Below are 15,781 nucleotides of genomic sequence, written 5' to 3'. Positions count from 1 at the left end.
CAAAATAAGAGTACATAACAAACATTTTTATATTCATTGAATACATGCGGAGAGAAGGGCACAGTTTAACTGTTCTTCTCTCCGTTTTGTCACATGTGAACGCAATCAAGAAATTAATTCGTTGCGTTTATTTAGCCCATTTGTTATTATCATTTCATAGCTAACGATTGTGAAAGTTAAGGAGGTAGTTACTATTCATTCATTCGATGAAGAAGGGGCGCTGCTCCCTGAAGAGAAAGAAACCATCAATCGTTTAACGAAACTTCCGATGGAGTCATTGGATTTGGATGCCATCGCTGTTGTGACAAATGTATACAGAATGGCACAAGGATTGAAGAATAAGATGGAACGGGAAGTGCTGGCCGACTATGGCTTATCATGGACTTCTTTTTCGATGCTATACGATCTGTGGATAGGGGATTCCATCGAAACAAAGAAGTTGGCGGAGTTGGCAGGCGTCACAAAGCCGACCGTAAGCAACATCACAAAAACCTTGGAACGCAAAGAACTCTGTTACCGAAAAACCGGAGATCGCGATCGCAGAGCGACCTATGTGACGATCACCGAAAAAGGAAGAAGTGTGATGGAAGACCTGTACCCCAGATTCCATCAAGGAGAAGCAGAAATTGCTTCTGGCCTTTCTGTAGCAGAACAGAAGCAAGTCTCCGCATTGATCCGAAAAGTGATCAAAGCGAATGATTTTTAATTAGTTAATTGAATAAAGAAAAGCATTGAAGGAAACTCCAGTAGTGATTGCCTCCCTGTAACAGAGAGCCGGTGGTTGGTGTGAATCGGCACACAGGCAACATGAATTACATTTCCGGAGCCGCATGGTTGAAAACGGCGGCATCCAAGTGAACAGCCAGAAAGTCCTGGATCCTGCAGAAATGGTTTCGCTGGAGAACGGCACCATCATTCAAGTAGGCAAAAGAAAATTTGTTAAAATGATTTTTAATTCGTAATAAACGGTTGACTATCGAATGGTCGCAGATAAACAGATTCTGACTATGCAGCGGAAAAAAAGACGCACCGAAGGTGAATTCTTCTCCGATATGGGTAATGGAATTTGGCAAGAAAAAATGAAAATAGTCAGCACATTGATGGATGTCTTTATCAAGAATGCTACAGGAACTGGAAGGTACAAATAGTATGAATTTAAATTGGTCATTTGTCTTATTAGCAGGAATTTTGGAAGTTTTTTGGGTATCCGGGTTAAAACACGCAACCAACACGTTTGAGTGGGGAATCACCATCGGGGCAATTGCTGTTAGTTTCTTTTTGCTGACACTCGCTTCAAAAAAATTGCCGATTGGAACCCTGTATGCGGTGTTTGCCGGTATCGGGACAGCCGGCACGGTTTTAGCAGAAATGCTCGTGTTCGGAGAGCCTTTTAACTTGATGAAAATCGTCCTTATCGGGACATTGCTATGCGGCGTCATCGGCTTAAAAGTCTTGAACAGCAAAGAAGAAAAAGCAGTGTCTGAATTCGAAGCTCAGGAAGTGGTTGTATGATCTATTGGTTCGCATTGATCGTTGCAGGTGTTTTTGAAGTAATTGGCGTAATGAACGTGAAAAGGTTGGCTGACAAACAAAAAAATGCGCTCGTATTCATGATTGTTTTCTTTGGCATCAGCTTTCTGTTGTTGTCATATGCCATGAAAGAAATCCCGATGGGCATGGCTTATGCAATTTGGACAGGGATAGGCACGGTGGGTTCTGCCCTCATGGGGATGTATTTGTTTGGTGAACCAAGGAGTTGGACAAGGCTCACTTGCATTGCCGTCATTTTAGCTTCCGCTGTCGGTTTAAAGTTAATAGCTTAAATAAATAGCTTTAATTAAGTTAGCTCTTATGAAATCATTATTACAGGTAAATACAACCTACCCAACCGAGAATAATAAAGAGAATTTTGATAGGTAAATATTGTCCATAAAGAAAAGGCTGCCGCCAAAAGTCAGGAAACTAACTTTTGGGACAGCCTTCTTTTTATTCGCCTACCGGATACGGTTCAATGCGATCCGATGGTTTCGGGTGTTTAATTTTTGGCAAGATCTTGTTCAGCGGCACAGAACGGGTCAGCTCATGTGTGCTTGGATCAGCCGGATCATAAAGATCCAAGAACTTCATCACTTCTTTGACGATCGGCGTCGGAGTGGAAGCGCCAGCTGTAATGCCTACAGTTTCAACGCCTTCCAGCCATTCCAATTTCAATTCGGACAAATCGGAAATGCGGTAGGCAGGAGTGCCGGCAATGTCTTGTGACACTTGTGCCAAACGATTTGAGTTGTTGCTCATCGGATCACCGATGACGATCAACAGATCCGCTTCACCAGCCTGCTGAGCTACAGCTTCCTGCCGTACTTGTGTTGCTAGGCAAATTTCTTTGTGGACTTCGGAATGCGGGAACTTTTCTTTTAAGCGTTTCATCATATCGACAACATCCCATTGGCTCATCGTGGTTTGGTTGGTGACAATAATTTTTTCGGAATCAAGCTCCAGGCGGTTGACGTCTTCTACGCTTTCCACTAAATGGACCATGTCGGGTGCGACGCCGATTGCGCCTTCGGGTTCCGGATGTCCGCTTTTTCCGATGTAAACAATCTGATAGCCTTCAGCTGTCTTCTCGCGAATCAAATCATGTGTCACGGTAACATCTGGGCAAGTGGCGTCAATCGACACGAGACCTTTACGTCTTGCCAGTTCACGGACTTGCGGAGAAACGCCATGCGCTGTGAAAATTACAGTGCCTGTCTCGACTTTCTCCAAAATTTCGAGCCGGTTTGTGCCATCCAAAGTAATGATGCCATCTTCTTCGAACGCGTCAGTTACATGTTTATTGTGGACAATCATTCCTAGTATATAAATGGGACGTGGCAAGCTTTCGTCCATCGCAGCATTTTTAGCGATGACCATGGCATCCACCACTCCGTAGCAATATCCTCTTGGCGATATTTTCATTACCTTCATCAAGTACCGCGCTCCTTTCAAAATCATACATTCATTATAACGGAGACGGCGCAGCTTTACAAAAGTTGCATCGCGTAAAGGCCCTATTTTATGCTATAATGTCTAGAGCGTAAGGAGGGAATTTAATCCCATGACAAAATTCAACGAATATCCATTCAAACCATTCCTATTGGAAGCGGTAGAAAAACTCGGTTTTACAGAACCGACGCCGATCCAGAAAGAAATGATGCCCCATATATTGAAAGGTTCAAGTGCCATTGGCCAATCCCATACTGGGACTGGAAAAACGCATAGTTTCATCATTCCGATTGTAGAACGCATCGACGTCAGCAAACAGGAAGTGCAGGCGGTAATCGCAGCACCGACGCGTGAACTTGGAACGCAGATCTTCAACGAGTTGCAAAAACTGGTTGTCGGATCCGGCATTGAAGTGAAATCGTTTATCGGTGGAACAGACAAGCAACGTTCAATCAATAAATTAAAAACACAGCCCCATATCGTTATCGGAACACCTGGCCGTCTAAAAGACTTGGTAAAAGAAAACGCCTTGCTGGTTCATACAGGTAAGATACTTGTAGTCGACGAAGCTGACTTGGCTTTTGACTTGGGCTTTATCGAAGAAATCGACCAAGTGGCCGGAAAAATGCAAGACGATTTGGAAATGTATGTCTTTTCAGCGACCATTCCAGAAAAATTAAAGCCTTTCTTGAAAAAGTACATGGAATCACCGGTTCATGTAAAGATCGGCGATAAGCGTCCGACTGCAGACGGTCTTGATTTCTATTTAGTGCCAGTGCGCAGCAAAAAGAAAATGGAGCGCCTTCAGGATGTCATGAAAGTCATCAATCCTTATTTGGCCATCATTTTCGTTAACACTCGCACCAACGCAGATTATGTTGCTGACCAATTGGCAAAAGAAGGCATTCGTGTCGGCCGTGTCCATGGAGATTTGGCTCCCCGTGAACGCGTCAAAATGATGCGCCAAATCCGCGATTTGGAATACCAATACATCGTAGCAACAGATCTTGCAGCACGCGGAATTGATATTCAAGGTGTCAGCCATGTTATCAACTACGAATTGCCCGAAGATCTTGAATTCTTTATCCACCGTGTTGGCCGTACAGCTCGTGCAGGAATGAAAGGTGTAGCCATTACATTATTCAAACCGGAAGACGACGACGCAATCGTGCGCATTGAAAAAATGGGCATTCCTTTCCAGCAGAAAGATATCGTCAAAGGCGAATTTGTCGACTTGAAAGAACGCCACAGCCGGACGACCCGCACAAGAAAAGTGAATGAAGCGGACGCGAAAGCGAAAACGATGGTTCACAAGCCAAAAGCGGTAAAACCGATGTACAAGAAAAAAATGAAATGGAAAATGGACGAAATCAAAAAAGCGGAACGACGCAAAAACCGCAAAAAGTAAGGAGTTTGTTTTATGCTATTAGGATCTCACGTTTCAATGAGCGGCAAAAAGATGCTGCTTGCAGCAAGTGAAGAAGCCGCTTCTTACGGAGCGTCGACTTTTATGATCTATACTGGTGCACCGCAGAACACGCGCCGCAAACCGATCGAAGAGTTGAATATTGATGCAGGGCTTGCCCATATGGCTGCTAATAATCTCACGAACATTGTCGTCCATGCACCTTATATTATCAACTTAGGCAATACCCAAAAACCTGAAACTTTCGAACTGGGTGTCGAATTCCTGCAAAAGGAAATCGAACGCACAGCGGCTCTCGGTGCTAAACAAATCGTTTTGCACCCTGGTGCTCATGTTGGAGCTGGCGCAGATGCAGGCATCGCTAAGATCATTGAAGGTTTGAATGAGGTGTTGACACAGGATTATCCGGTTAACATCGCACTCGAAACCATGGCTGGAAAAGGCACAGAATGCGGACGCAGCTTTGAGGAAATTGCGGCAATCATCAACGGCGTCACTCACAATGAACGTTTATCTGTTTGCTTTGATACTTGCCATACCCATGATGCAGGCTATAACATCAAGGAAGATTTTAGCGGAGTCCTGGAAGAGTTCGACCGCATTGTCGGAATCGACCGCCTTCAAGTACTACACATTAATGACAGCAAAAATGTACGTGGTGCGGGCAAGGACCGCCACGAAAACATCGGCTTTGGAGAAATCGGCTTTGAAGCCTTAAATGGAATTGTCCATCACCCGGATCTTATGCACGTACCGAAAATTCTCGAGACGCCTTATGTTGGGTTGGATGCCAAAAACAAAAAGCCGCCTTATGCATTTGAAATCGAAATGTTCAAAGCGGGCATCTTTTCTCCGGGCGCCATCGAGGAATTGAAATCTCCACTATAGATTTAAACTACTGAAGCTGAAGGCAAACCCTTTTTATAGGGGATTGTCTTCGGTTTTTATATGTTTACACGTATTGGCTGTGGTCGGTAAAAAATCAAAACAAAAAATGATGTTTCAAAAGATGTTACACTATTGAGTAGGTTTCCCACGAAGTAATTTAAGTCCAATCTATTTACATTGACGGTAAACTCTACTATACTTTCTTAAGGTAAATCGTAATCATTATTAATTAGAAAAGAGGCGACACAATGGTCGCGCCATTGATTGACATAAAAGATATCAGTTTTCAATACGAACAGACAAAAGCACTTGATAATATTTCCATGAAAGTGGAAGAAGGCGATTTTCTTGCCATTTTAGGGCCGAACGGATCAGGGAAATCGACTTTATTAAAAATTATGCTTGGGCTAATGAAGCCAAGTAAAGGCAATATTGAGCTTTTTGGTGTAGACGCGAAGAATTTCAAGAACCGCGAATGGATTGGTTATGTTTCCCAAAAATCCAATTCTTTCAATTCAGGTTTTCCGGCAACTGTAAAAGAAGTAGTAGCAGGGGGACTGGCTAAGAAAACAGGCTTGTTCCGCCGGTTGCCAAAATCAGCTAATGAACAAGTTGCAGAGGCGTTGGAGTCTGTTGGGATGCAGGACTTTATTGACAGGAGTGTCAGTGAGCTGTCCGGCGGTCAGCAGCAACGGATTTTTATTGCACGAGCGCTTGTATCAAAACCGAAGATTTTAATTCTGGATGAACCGACTGTTGGTGTAGATCATCAGAATGTACAAGCCTTCTACGATATGCTGGCATCGCTGAACCGCGATAAGAATATCACACTGGTTCTGGTCACGCATGACGTCGATACGGTGACAGACCGGATTACCCATGTAGCTTGTTTAAACCAGACCATCCATTTCCACGGATTTAAAGAACAGCTTCACACAATGAGCGACGCACAGCGCGAAGCGTGGTACGGCCATTCTGTCCGGAAAATTCATCATATCGGAGGAAGCCATGCATGATTGAAGCTATTTTATCCTATGAATTTTTACAGAATGCATTTGCAGCGGGATTAATCATCGGAGTAATTGCGCCTCTTCTCGGTGTCTTCATCGTAGTCCGCAGGCTGTCTTTGATTGCCGATGCGCTGAGCCATGTAACGCTTGCGGGAATCGCAGGAAGCTTGTACCTGAGCCAGAGTGTCGCTTCATTAGCCTTGTTGAACCCCTTGTTTCTGGGGATTGCGGCATCAGTAGCCGGTTCGGTGTTAATCGAACGCTTGAGAAGCCTCTACAAGCATTACGAAGAGCTGGCCATTCCCATCATTTTATCTGCAGGGATCGGCTTTGGTGCAATTTTTATTTCATTGGCACAAGGCTTTTCAAATGACCTGTTCGGTTATTTATTCGGTTCAGTGTCAGCGGTCAGCAGGGAAGACTTGTACATTGTTGCAGGCATCGCAATTATTGTGCTGGCATTCATCTATTTCTTCTTTAAAGAATTATTTGTTTTATCTTTTGACGATGAATACGCGCGAGCTTCGGGACTGCCGGCTAAATGGATACATTTTATATTCATGATTGTCACGGCACTGGTCATTGCCGGTTCCATGCGCATCGTTGGGATACTCTTAGTGTCTTCGTTAATGACGATTCCAGTCGCAACAGCCATGCGGGTCACAAAAAGTTTTAAGCAGACGATTGTTCTTTCAATCATCTTTGGCGAAATTTCCGTCATCACCGGCCTTATTACGGCTTTCTATTTCAATTTGGCACCAGGCGGCACTATTGTTGTGACATCCATTTTTCTGTTATTACTGGTCATTGCCTATAAAAAAATCATGGTTTCACTTAAAAAAGGAGCGATCGCATGAATTTAACCAATGCATGGAATATCCTGAAAGACAACGGCTACAAAGAAACCTCGAAACGCAATCAGATTCTGGAGCTTTTCGCCAATGATGAACGTTATTTGACGGCGCGGGATTTGCTGGATGTCATGCAAAAGGATTACCCAAGCATGAGCTATGATACGGTATATCGGAATTTGGCAACTTTTGTCTCGCTCGGAATATTGGAAGAGACGGAATTGTCGGGTGAGCGCCATTTCCGGATGCAATGTGAAAGCGACCATCATCATCATCACTTTATTTGCATGGATTGCGGCAAGATAAAAGAAATCCCCGTCTGTCCGATGGATATGGTAGGTGCCGCATTGCCGGCATATGAGATTGCCAATCATAAGTTTGAAATCTACGGAAAATGCCCGGAATGCAAATAAAAGCGAGAGTGGAAAAAATCCACTCTCGCTTTTATTGTTTTTAACTATTATTTACCGCTCAAGGTCTTCTGGACGTTGAATTCATTCTTTACCCATTCATTTGCCTCAAGCCAATTATAGACGCGTATGACCTTGTCAGGCGTCGGCTGACGGTTATAAGGAGTATCGAACAGCACCACTGGAATATCCAATTCTTCAGCGATTTCCACGGCATTATCGTGTTTATCTTCAAAGAATAAATGGACATTATGTCTTTTGGCAGTTTCGATTTTCTTGTGTGACCCGATCAGCTCGATATGGTCATAAGCAATGGCGTGTTCGGCGAACCAATCGAAAGTTACATCGCGGACATTATCGCCTCTGGCAGAGATATAATACAATTCGTATTGTTCTTTCCAGTCATTTAGAATTTGCTTGGCATTTTCAGAGACCGGTGAAGCTGCGTAAATATGCGGCTCTGAATCCCGGAACCAGGAGTAAAACTCGCCTTGAGCCAAATGGGGAAGCGCTGAGGTCAAATCGTATTCCTTAATATCATCCAAAGTCAATTCGCTGTTGAATTTTTCATTAATGTGCGGAATCAGTGACGTTGGGGAAGTCACTGTTCCGTCAATATCAATTCCGAAACGGTATCTCAATCTGCTCACAACCTTATGCTTGTTGTTCTTCCATTTCTTTTTTCTCTGCAGCTTGCTTCGCGAAATACTCTTCCGCCAATTTATCAATCTCAATTTTCAACTCATCAACCATTGTTTCTTCAGGAACTTTGCGAACGGTCTTCCCGTGCATGAACAGCAAACCTTCACCGCGTGCTCCAGCAATGCCGATATCGGCTTCGCGCGCTTCACCAGGCCCATTTACAGCACAGCCTAGAACTGCTACTTTTAATGGCGCTTTGATGTGAGAGATGTATTCTTCCACTTCGTTTGCGATTGAAATCAAGTCGATTTCGATGCGTCCGCACGTCGGGCAGGAAATCAATGTTGCAGCGTTTGATGAAAGACCAAAAATCTTCAGCATTTCACGCGCTACTTTAACTTCTTCAACCGGATCAGCACTCAAAGATACACGAAGGGTGTTGCCGATGCCTTTGGCGAATAATGCACCAAGACCCGCTGCGCTTTTTACTGTACCGGAAAATAATGTGCCGGACTCTGTAATGCCGAGGTGCAATGGATAATCGAATGCTTTAGAGGCCAATTCATATGCTTCGACAGCCAAGCTGACATCAGATGCTTTTAATGAAACGATAATGTCATGGAAATCCAAATCTTCCAGGATCTTAATGTGGTGAAGGGCACTTTCAACCATGCCTTCAGCAGTTGGATAGCCGTACTTCTCGAGGATTTTGCGTTCCAATGAACCGGCGTTGACACCGATCCGAATCGGAATGCCTTTCGCTTTTGCAGCATTGACAACGGCTTCCACTTTTTCGCGGCGTCCGATATTGCCCGGATTGATCCGGATTTTATCTGCACCTTGCTCAATTGCAATTAAAGCAAGCTTGTAATCAAAGTGAATATCTACTACTAATGGGATATTGATGCGTTCTTTGATAGCGCCAATTGCATAGGCAGCGCGTTCGTCTGGACAAGCTACACGGACAATCTGGCATCCCGCTTCTTCCAAGCGCAAGATTTCGGCAACGGTCGCCTCCACATCGTGTGTTTTTGTAGTTGCCATACTTTGTATAAATAATTCATTACTGCCGCCGATCGTCAAATCTCCGACTCTTACGGGGCGTGTGTTTGAACGGTGTGTCATCTCGCTCATGAAAAAATCTCTCCTTTTTAATGGTGGCCTGTACTTTCGGCTCACGTGTCTTTGTCCGACAACTATCGAATTTCCCAATAGCTGGCGGCTCAATTCCAATACCTATAGCCATTTTAGCAGTGTAGCGCTTAAAAAGACAAGAAAGACGGCTGATAACCGGCGTTCTTTACAATAACTTAACCTTGGTTCGGTTTTATTTGAATAGGCGGTTTTTTCGGATAATAGCCAATCGCTAAATATAAGTAGAGGATGGTTAATAAACTGGTGGCCAGTGAGACACCAAAACCTAAGTCAAGAAAACTTAGAATAAATGCCAATAATGTCGGAACTGTGACACTGAGTGCAGTTGTTCTCCATAGATGCCGATATTCGCCGCGTCTTTTCCGGGCATTCAAAATTAATAAAGCAACCAATGCAAACAAGCTGATTTTGATGAAATGATAGAGTGTAGTAGAAACAAATAGAAAAATCAAAGCGAACGGATAAAGAAGCCATTCGATTTCTTCCACAAATTCCATGAGTCCCTCTACATTACCGGTCGTGTCCCCTAATCCGAGAATCCATTCCACAAAAGAAACAGCAGTCAACATAGTTATAAAGATAAAAATAAATTGCATAATCTTGCCGATTGTCAGTATACGGACGGCTGCCTGCTTTTTAGGTTCCATTAAACTCGCTTTGAATAGCTGGTATATATTCACGTTCATCTTCCTTTCGATTATATAATAATCCTACCATGTCAGAGGAAGAAAAAAATGCTGCTTTGTTACGGGAATGTAAATTTTAAATAAAGGTGTTTACAAAAACTAAGTAAACTATTCATAATAGGTTAGGTGTGAATATGAAATTTAGGAGTTGAATAAGTATCGTGGAAATGAACTGGCAGGAAATCCTCTTTTCTTTCTTTGGTGGATTAGGGATTTTCTTATTTTCAATTAAGTTTATGGGTGATGCTTTACAGAAAGCAGCAGGCGATAAACTTCGCGACATCCTGGACCGCTTTACGACCAATCCATTTATGGGCGTTCTGGTCGGAATTATCGTTACCATCTTAATTCAGTCGAGCTCAGGTACTACTGTAATTGTAGTCGGGTTGGTAAGTGCCGGATTTATGACGTTAAGACAAGCAATTGGTGTTATCATGGGTGCCAATATCGGTACCACTGTCACGGCCTTCATCATCGGGCTGGATGTAGGGGCATACGCATTGCCAATTATGGCAGTCGGGGCTGCAATGATTTTCTTCATTAAGAAAAATCAAATTCAGAATATCGGACAGGTCATTTTCGGATTCGGTGGATTATTCTACGGAATGGAATTGATGAGCGGAGGCATGAAGCCACTGCGTGAATTGCCGGCTTTTATCGATATGACGATCAGTCTGAGTGAGTTTCCGATTCTTGGAGTTGTCGTTGGAACAGTATTTACGCTGATTGTTCAGAGCTCCAGTGGTACAGTTGCGATTCTGCAAGGACTTTACGATGAAAATATCCTAACACTTGCAGCATCCTTACCGGTTTTGTTCGGTGATAATATTGGAACGACGATAACGGCAGTACTTGCAGCATTGGGAACTTCAATTGCCGCGCGCCGTGCTGCAGCAGTACATGTACTGTTCAATATCGTCGGCTCGGTCATTTTCTTGATTTTGTTGATTCCTTTTACTGCTTATGTAGAATGGATTTCAGGTGTACTGGCATTGGAACCGAAGATGCAGATTGCATTTGCCCACGGTTCATTCAACGTAGCGAACACGATTATTCAATTTCCATTAATAGGTGCCTGGGCATACTTGGTGACAAAAGCCATTCCAGGGGAAGAGGTATTGGTTGAATTCAAACCGAAGCACCTGGATATCCACTTTATCGAGCAATCTCCTTCAATTGCGCTGGGACAGGCAAAAGAGGAAATCTTGCGCATGGGTGAATATTCTGTACAAGGGTTGCAGGAAACCTACTCATATTTAATGACGAAGAGCAAAAAACATGCGGAAATGGGTTATCAGCTGGAGGATGCCATCAATAATCTCGACAGCAAGATCACAGATTACCTTGTGCTGATTTCAGCAGAATCCATTTCAGCAGCTGACTCTACACGCCATACGATGTTAATGGAAACTGTCCGCGACATTGAGCGGATCGGTGATCATTTCGAAAACATTATTGAGCTTGTCGATTATCAGGAAAACAATAAAGTGAAACTTACATCAGAAGCAATGGACGATTTAACGGAAATGTTCACATTGACCATTGCCACTGTCCAAAAAGCGCTAAATGCACTGAACACAACCAGCCATGAGCTGGCCCGTGAAGTAGCTGAACAGGAAGACCTGATCGACAAAATGGAACGCAAATTCCGTAAAAAACATATCTTGCGCCTGAACGAAGGGGCATGTACGGGACAAGCCGGAATCGTTTTTGTCGATATTGTCAGCAACCTGGAGCGAATCGGTGACCATTCAGTCAATATCGCAGAAGCAATCCTAGGCAACCGCGCTTAACCAGAAAAGCGTAAGCGCCCGTGTAGATTCGACGGGCACAAGGCAGACCTGCAGTGTGGCGTTCTTTGCCACGCAGCTGGTCTGCCTTGTGACTCTAGAATTTGGGCGCTGGAGTCTGGACATAGAAAAGCGTAAGCGCCCGTGTAGATTCGTCTGCCTTATGACTCTAGAATCTGGGCGCTGAAACTAGAAACTAAAATTTAGTAAACCAAAACACCATAAAAGCTCTCCTTCATCAAACTTTACATTTTAAAAAATGTAAGGCACGATGGAAGAGAGCTTTTTTTATAGGGAGGAATATAGATGGAAGTTGTCGGCTGGATTGTCATCCTGCTATGTTTCGTTATCGGTTTTATCGGATTGGTATACCCGATTATACCTGCGGTTTTGTTCATTTTCGGCGGTTTTGTTATATACGGGTTGTTTTTCAGTTTCAGCGATTTGCCATGGTGGTTCTGGGCAATCCAAAGCCTGTTTGTCATTTTGTTATTCGGTGCTGATGCCATCGCTAATGCTTTCGGTGTCAGAAAGTTTGGAGGGTCCAGGGCAGGCCTTTGGGGCAGTACAATCGGCCTTATTATCGGTCCGTTTGTCCTTCCGATCGTCGGCATTTTGATTGGTCCATTTCTTGGGGCAATCATCGCAGAAATCCTCTTCAATAAATCATCATTGAAGAAGTCGGTTTTATCGGGTATCGGTTCGGTAGTAGGTTTTATCACGTCTGTCTTCACTAAAGGGATTATTCAAGTTGTCATGGTTATTATTTTCTTTTTCACGATTTAATCCAGCCTCCTGTTTTTATGCCACGAGCTGCTAAATCAGGATAAATCAGTCAAAGGTCTGAATAAAAGGATTTGCCGTGCATTATGTTTGTAACGCTCTGAAAACTTTGATAGGCTAAGAAGGTAGACCAATAGACTCAAGGAGGAATTTAATCATGGCATATCAATTACCAGAATTACCTTACGCGTATGACGCACTTGAACCACACATCGACAAAGAAACGATGAATATTCACCACACAAAACACCATAACACGTACATTACAAACGTAAATGCGGCTTTAGAAGGCCATGATGATCTGGCTTCAAAATCAGTAGAAGAATTGATTTCTGACTTGAATGCAGTACCTGAAGACATCCGTACTGCTGTTCGCAACAACGGTGGCGGGCACGCAAACCACTCGTTGTTCTGGAAATTATTATCTCCAAGCGGCGGCGGCAACCCTACAGGCGCTCTTGGCGAAGCCATCAACAGCAAGTTTGGAAGCTTTGATGAATTTAAAGAAAAATTCGCAGCTGCCGGCAAAACACGTTTCGGTTCAGGCTGGGCTTGGCTAGTTCTTTCAAACGGAGAACTTGAAGTAACTTCAACTCCTAACCAGGACTCTCCTTTAATGGAAGGCAAAACACCTTTGCTTGGACTTGATGTTTGGGAGCATGCCTACTACTTGAAATACCAAAACAAACGTCCGGATTATATTGAAGCATTCTGGAACGTTGTTAACTGGGAAGAAGTTTCAAACCGTTACGAAACTGCAAAATAATTGTCAATAATTGAAACTTTACACACACTTTTTCGTCTGAAAAAGTGTGTGTTTTTTTGTTATGATGATATACTGTTAAATGGATATTTTTTTGCGAAAGGAGCAAACCCCTCATGAAACCGCCTCAAAAAAGACGCGTTTCGCTTGCAAGAGTGAAACTGCAGTCCAACACTGTCTTTCGGATGAATATCCTCTTTTTCACCATCTTCCTATTGTTTTCTGTACTGATTCTCCGCTTGGGATTTCTTCAGATTGTTAAAGGAGAAGACTACGCGCGTGCCATTGCAAGGACTGAAGAAGTTCCTGTCAATACCAGTGTGCCAAGAGGACGCATCTTTGACAGCGAAGGGCGGGTTCAGGTTGAAAATACACCTGTCAACGCCATAACCTATACGGCCATGCAGACGACCAAAAGAGAAGAAATGATGACTGTGGCAAAAGAACTGGCCAAATTGATCGAAAAAGACGATGCTAAAGTGACACTGCGGGATAAACAGGATTTTTATATACAATTAAATACCGAAAGTGCCAATAGTAAAGTGACGGATGAAGAAAAAGCAGCCATTGCTGCTGAAGACATTCAGGAAAAAGAAAAACAGCGCAAGCTGGATGCATTGGTCAGAGAAAGAATAACCGATGAGGATCTGGCCAGTCTAAGTGCCGAAGATCTCGAAGTTCTAGCGATATATCGGGAAATGACGTCTGGCTATGCACTGGCTCCTCAGATGATCAAAAACGATGGCGTAACCGATGAAGAGTTCGCACGCGTTTCGGAACGTCTGACCGACCCCAATTTAAAAGGCGTGAATACGGTGACCGATTGGAAGCGGGTCAAATCGAGCGATTTAACGATTTTAGGAAGCACTACGACTCCGGAAACGGGAATTCCGGCGAATAAGCTGGACTATTATTTAGCCCGTGATTATTCACGCAATGATCGTGTCGGCACCAGCTTTTTGGAACAGCAGTATGAAGAAGTGCTGCAAGGCCAAAAATCAGTTGTCAAAAATGTGACCGATGGTAGAGGCAGTGTCATCGAAACCATTCCAGTAGATGAGGGGAAAGCTGGAAAAGATCTGGTTCTCTCAATCGACAGTGAATTGCAGAGTGAATTGGAAAAAATCGTAGAAAATAAATTGCTTCAGTTGAAAGCCGGACCGAGCTCAAAATTGGTGAAAGATGCCTATTTGGTTATGATGGATCCGAAGACTGGCGAAGTTCTGTCTATGGTAGGAAAGCGTTTGGGCAAAGATGAAAACGGCAAACAGGTAATATATGATTATGCTTTCGGCACTTTTACGGCTTCCCATGAAATGGGATCGACTGTCAAAGGGGCGACATTATTGACAGGCTATGCACAGGATGCAGTGGAGATCGGTGAAGTTCAAATCGATGAACCGCTAAAATTTGCGGGGACATCCCAAAAAAATTCCATTTTCAATACGCAATTATTCAACCGCATCCCAATGACAGATCTTATGGCCATCGAGCGTTCTTCCAATGTTTATATGTTTAAAATCGCCCTAAAGATTGCGGAAGCAGAGTATCAATATAACCGTGGTCTTTATGTGCCGCCGGAAAGTTTCGCTACGATGCGTAATTCATTTGCCCAATTTGGCCTTGGTGTTAAAACTGGGATCGATTTGCCGAATGAAGCAACAGGTTATCTCGGTGGAACTTCTCCTGGACCCAAGCTTCTCGATTTAGCCATCGGCCAGTTTGATACATATACGCCGCTGCAGTTGGCGCAATATATTTCTACAATCGCCAACGATGGCTACCGGATGGAGCCCCATGTCGTCAAGGAGATACGGGAAGCTTCAAGAGACGGCGAGACACTGGGACCTATTGAGACCATTATCGAACCTAAAATTTTAAACCGCATTAATAATACACAAGAAGAAATCGATCAAGTGCAAAAAGGGATGCGTAATGTGTATGTCGGCAGCTCAGGATCTGCGCGTGCACAATTCAGTGATGCTCCTTATTCCGCTGCCGGCAAAACCGGAACAGCTGAAGTGTATTTCTTCGAAAAGGATCATGAGATGAACGGACAATATGCCATCAATATCGCGCACGTTGGATACGCTCCTTATGAGAATCCGGAAATTGCTTATGCAGTGGTGATTCCGTATGTCACGACAGATCCAAAAAATGTTCCAAGAGCCAATAACGAAATTGCCCGTGCAGCAGCTGATAAATACTTCGAACTGAAGAACAAAGAAGCGCAAGCCGCATCAAACTTAATAAAAGCGCCTTACAGCGATTCGGTTGTGGTGGAAGGCGAGTAAAACAAAGCCCCAGGAAAAATCTCTTAAATGAGATTTTTCCTGGGGCTTTCTGTGTTTAAACCTCGTTTACAATTTCTTAACATTGCCTTTATATGTTC

At 43.6% G+C, this 15,781-nt stretch carries 16 protein-coding genes; 12 read left to right on the top strand and 4 right to left on the bottom strand.

Annotated features, from left to right (window positions below):
- Window positions 1–268 precede the first annotated feature (268 nt).
- The 3 genes from FQV26_RS10615 to FQV26_RS10605 all read left to right on the top strand — a co-directional run bounded on the left by FQV26_RS10615 (window position 269) and on the right by FQV26_RS10605 (window position 1,823).
- Window positions 269–706, top strand: coding sequence for a MarR family winged helix-turn-helix transcriptional regulator (locus tag FQV26_RS10615; RefSeq protein ID WP_146557806.1), 438 nt, complete (start codon window positions 269–271; stop codon window positions 704–706).
- A 443-nt stretch (window positions 707–1,149) separates the two neighbouring features.
- On the top strand, window positions 1,150–1,512 hold the full coding sequence (locus FQV26_RS10610; protein ID WP_146557448.1) for a DMT family transporter: 363 nt from the start codon (window positions 1,150–1,152) through the stop codon (window positions 1,510–1,512).
- Window positions 1,509–1,823: a DMT family transporter gene (locus FQV26_RS10605; RefSeq protein WP_146557447.1), complete on the top strand. Its 315-nt coding sequence runs from the start codon at window positions 1,509–1,511 to the stop codon at window positions 1,821–1,823. Before FQV26_RS10610 ends, FQV26_RS10605 begins: the two co-directional genes overlap by 4 nt.
- A gap of 163 nt (window positions 1,824–1,986) precedes the next feature.
- Here the strand turns inward: FQV26_RS10605 and FQV26_RS10600 are convergent, their stop codons facing one another.
- Window positions 1,987–2,967 (bottom strand): 4-hydroxy-3-methylbut-2-enyl diphosphate reductase, encoded by a 981-nt coding sequence (locus FQV26_RS10600; protein WP_146557805.1) that lies wholly within the window; start codon window positions 2,965–2,967, stop codon window positions 1,987–1,989.
- 130 nt (window positions 2,968–3,097) lie between these two features.
- Here FQV26_RS10600 and FQV26_RS10595 point away from each other — a divergent pair, with 130 nt between their 5' ends.
- The 5 genes from FQV26_RS10595 (at window position 3,098) to FQV26_RS10575 (ending at window position 7,573) form a co-directional block, all read left to right on the top strand.
- Entirely contained in the window at window positions 3,098–4,393 is a 1,296-nt protein-coding gene (locus tag FQV26_RS10595; RefSeq protein WP_146557446.1) for a DEAD/DEAH box helicase, read from the top strand.
- A gap of 12 nt (window positions 4,394–4,405) precedes the next feature.
- Window positions 4,406–5,299, top strand: a complete 894-nt coding sequence (locus FQV26_RS10590; protein ID WP_146557445.1) for a deoxyribonuclease IV — start codon at window positions 4,406–4,408, stop codon at window positions 5,297–5,299.
- A 248-nt stretch (window positions 5,300–5,547) separates the two neighbouring features.
- The gene (locus tag FQV26_RS10585) at window positions 5,548–6,315 is read left to right on the top strand and encodes a metal ABC transporter ATP-binding protein (protein ID WP_146557444.1); all 768 of its coding nucleotides are present in this window, start codon (window positions 5,548–5,550) and stop codon (window positions 6,313–6,315) included.
- Entirely contained in the window at window positions 6,312–7,166 is an 855-nt protein-coding gene (locus FQV26_RS10580; protein WP_146557443.1) for a metal ABC transporter permease, read from the top strand. The genes FQV26_RS10585 and FQV26_RS10580 overlap by 4 nt, the downstream gene beginning before the upstream one ends.
- Window positions 7,163–7,573, top strand: coding sequence for a Fur family transcriptional regulator (locus tag FQV26_RS10575; RefSeq protein WP_146557442.1), 411 nt, complete (start codon window positions 7,163–7,165; stop codon window positions 7,571–7,573). The genes FQV26_RS10580 and FQV26_RS10575 overlap by 4 nt, the downstream gene beginning before the upstream one ends.
- A 47-nt stretch (window positions 7,574–7,620) precedes the next feature.
- On the opposite strand, the gene FQV26_RS10570 is transcribed toward FQV26_RS10575, so the two are convergent.
- The 3 genes from FQV26_RS10570 to FQV26_RS10560 all read right to left on the bottom strand — a co-directional run bounded on the left by FQV26_RS10570 (window position 7,621) and on the right by FQV26_RS10560 (window position 10,047).
- Window positions 7,621–8,211 (bottom strand): hypothetical protein, encoded by a 591-nt coding sequence (locus FQV26_RS10570; RefSeq protein ID WP_146557441.1) that lies wholly within the window; start codon window positions 8,209–8,211, stop codon window positions 7,621–7,623.
- Between the two features lie 13 nt (window positions 8,212–8,224).
- Complete coding sequence (gene ispG / locus FQV26_RS10565) at window positions 8,225–9,346, bottom strand: flavodoxin-dependent (E)-4-hydroxy-3-methylbut-2-enyl-diphosphate synthase (protein WP_146557440.1); 1,122 nt, start codon at window positions 9,344–9,346, stop codon at window positions 8,225–8,227.
- 176 nt (window positions 9,347–9,522) lie between these two features.
- Window positions 9,523–10,047, bottom strand: a complete 525-nt coding sequence (locus tag FQV26_RS10560; protein ID WP_146557439.1) for a DUF1189 family protein — start codon at window positions 10,045–10,047, stop codon at window positions 9,523–9,525.
- Window positions 10,048–10,214: 167 nt separating this feature from the next.
- Here FQV26_RS10560 and FQV26_RS10555 point away from each other — a divergent pair, with 167 nt between their 5' ends.
- The 4 genes from FQV26_RS10555 (at window position 10,215) to FQV26_RS10540 (ending at window position 15,683) form a co-directional block, all read left to right on the top strand.
- Window positions 10,215–11,846: a Na/Pi cotransporter family protein gene (locus tag FQV26_RS10555; RefSeq protein ID WP_146557438.1), complete on the top strand. Its 1,632-nt coding sequence runs from the start codon at window positions 10,215–10,217 to the stop codon at window positions 11,844–11,846.
- A 303-nt stretch (window positions 11,847–12,149) separates the two neighbouring features.
- On the top strand, window positions 12,150–12,629 hold the full coding sequence (locus FQV26_RS10550) for a DUF456 domain-containing protein (RefSeq protein WP_146557437.1): 480 nt from the start codon (window positions 12,150–12,152) through the stop codon (window positions 12,627–12,629).
- Between the two features lie 154 nt (window positions 12,630–12,783).
- Window positions 12,784–13,392, top strand: a complete 609-nt coding sequence (locus tag FQV26_RS10545) for a superoxide dismutase (RefSeq protein WP_146557436.1) — start codon at window positions 12,784–12,786, stop codon at window positions 13,390–13,392.
- A gap of 113 nt (window positions 13,393–13,505) precedes the next feature.
- Window positions 13,506–15,683, top strand: a complete 2,178-nt coding sequence (locus tag FQV26_RS10540) for a peptidoglycan D,D-transpeptidase FtsI family protein (protein ID WP_146557435.1) — start codon at window positions 13,506–13,508, stop codon at window positions 15,681–15,683.
- The last annotated feature ends 98 nt before the right edge of the window (window positions 15,684–15,781 follow it).

It is taken from the genome of Planococcus sp. CPCC 101016, assembly GCF_007859295.1.
In the GTDB taxonomy this organism is placed as follows: domain Bacteria; phylum Bacillota; class Bacilli; order Bacillales_A; family Planococcaceae; genus Planococcus.
The sequence above is the reverse complement of the archived record's forward strand: the minus strand, read 5'-3'. Positions and strand labels throughout refer to the sequence as shown.

Bases quoted from the DNA above. Each gene is read 5' to 3' on its own strand.
- FQV26_RS10600 (WP_146557805.1), bottom strand. From the start codon at position 2,967: ATGAAGGTAATGAAAATATCGCCAAGAGGATATTGCTACGGAGTGGTG.
- FQV26_RS10580 (WP_146557443.1), top strand. From the start codon at position 6,312: ATGATTGAAGCTATTTTATCCTATGAATTTTTACAGAATGCATTTGCA.
- FQV26_RS10540 (WP_146557435.1), top strand. From the start codon at position 13,506: ATGAAACCGCCTCAAAAAAGACGCGTTTCGCTTGCAAGAGTGAAACTG.
- FQV26_RS10575 (WP_146557442.1), top strand. From the start codon at position 7,163: ATGAATTTAACCAATGCATGGAATATCCTGAAAGACAACGGCTACAAA.
- FQV26_RS10545 (WP_146557436.1), top strand. From the start codon at position 12,784: ATGGCATATCAATTACCAGAATTACCTTACGCGTATGACGCACTTGAA.
- FQV26_RS10610 (WP_146557448.1), top strand. From the start codon at position 1,150: ATGAATTTAAATTGGTCATTTGTCTTATTAGCAGGAATTTTGGAAGTT.
- FQV26_RS10595 (WP_146557446.1), top strand. From the start codon at position 3,098: ATGACAAAATTCAACGAATATCCATTCAAACCATTCCTATTGGAAGCG.
- FQV26_RS10550 (WP_146557437.1), top strand. From the start codon at position 12,150: ATGGAAGTTGTCGGCTGGATTGTCATCCTGCTATGTTTCGTTATCGGT.
- FQV26_RS10615 (WP_146557806.1), top strand. From the start codon at position 269: ATGGAGTCATTGGATTTGGATGCCATCGCTGTTGTGACAAATGTATAC.
- ispG (WP_146557440.1), bottom strand. From the start codon at position 9,346: ATGAGCGAGATGACACACCGTTCAAACACACGCCCCGTAAGAGTCGGA.
- FQV26_RS10605 (WP_146557447.1), top strand. From the start codon at position 1,509: ATGATCTATTGGTTCGCATTGATCGTTGCAGGTGTTTTTGAAGTAATT.
- FQV26_RS10585 (WP_146557444.1), top strand. From the start codon at position 5,548: ATGGTCGCGCCATTGATTGACATAAAAGATATCAGTTTTCAATACGAA.
- FQV26_RS10590 (WP_146557445.1), top strand. From the start codon at position 4,406: ATGCTATTAGGATCTCACGTTTCAATGAGCGGCAAAAAGATGCTGCTT.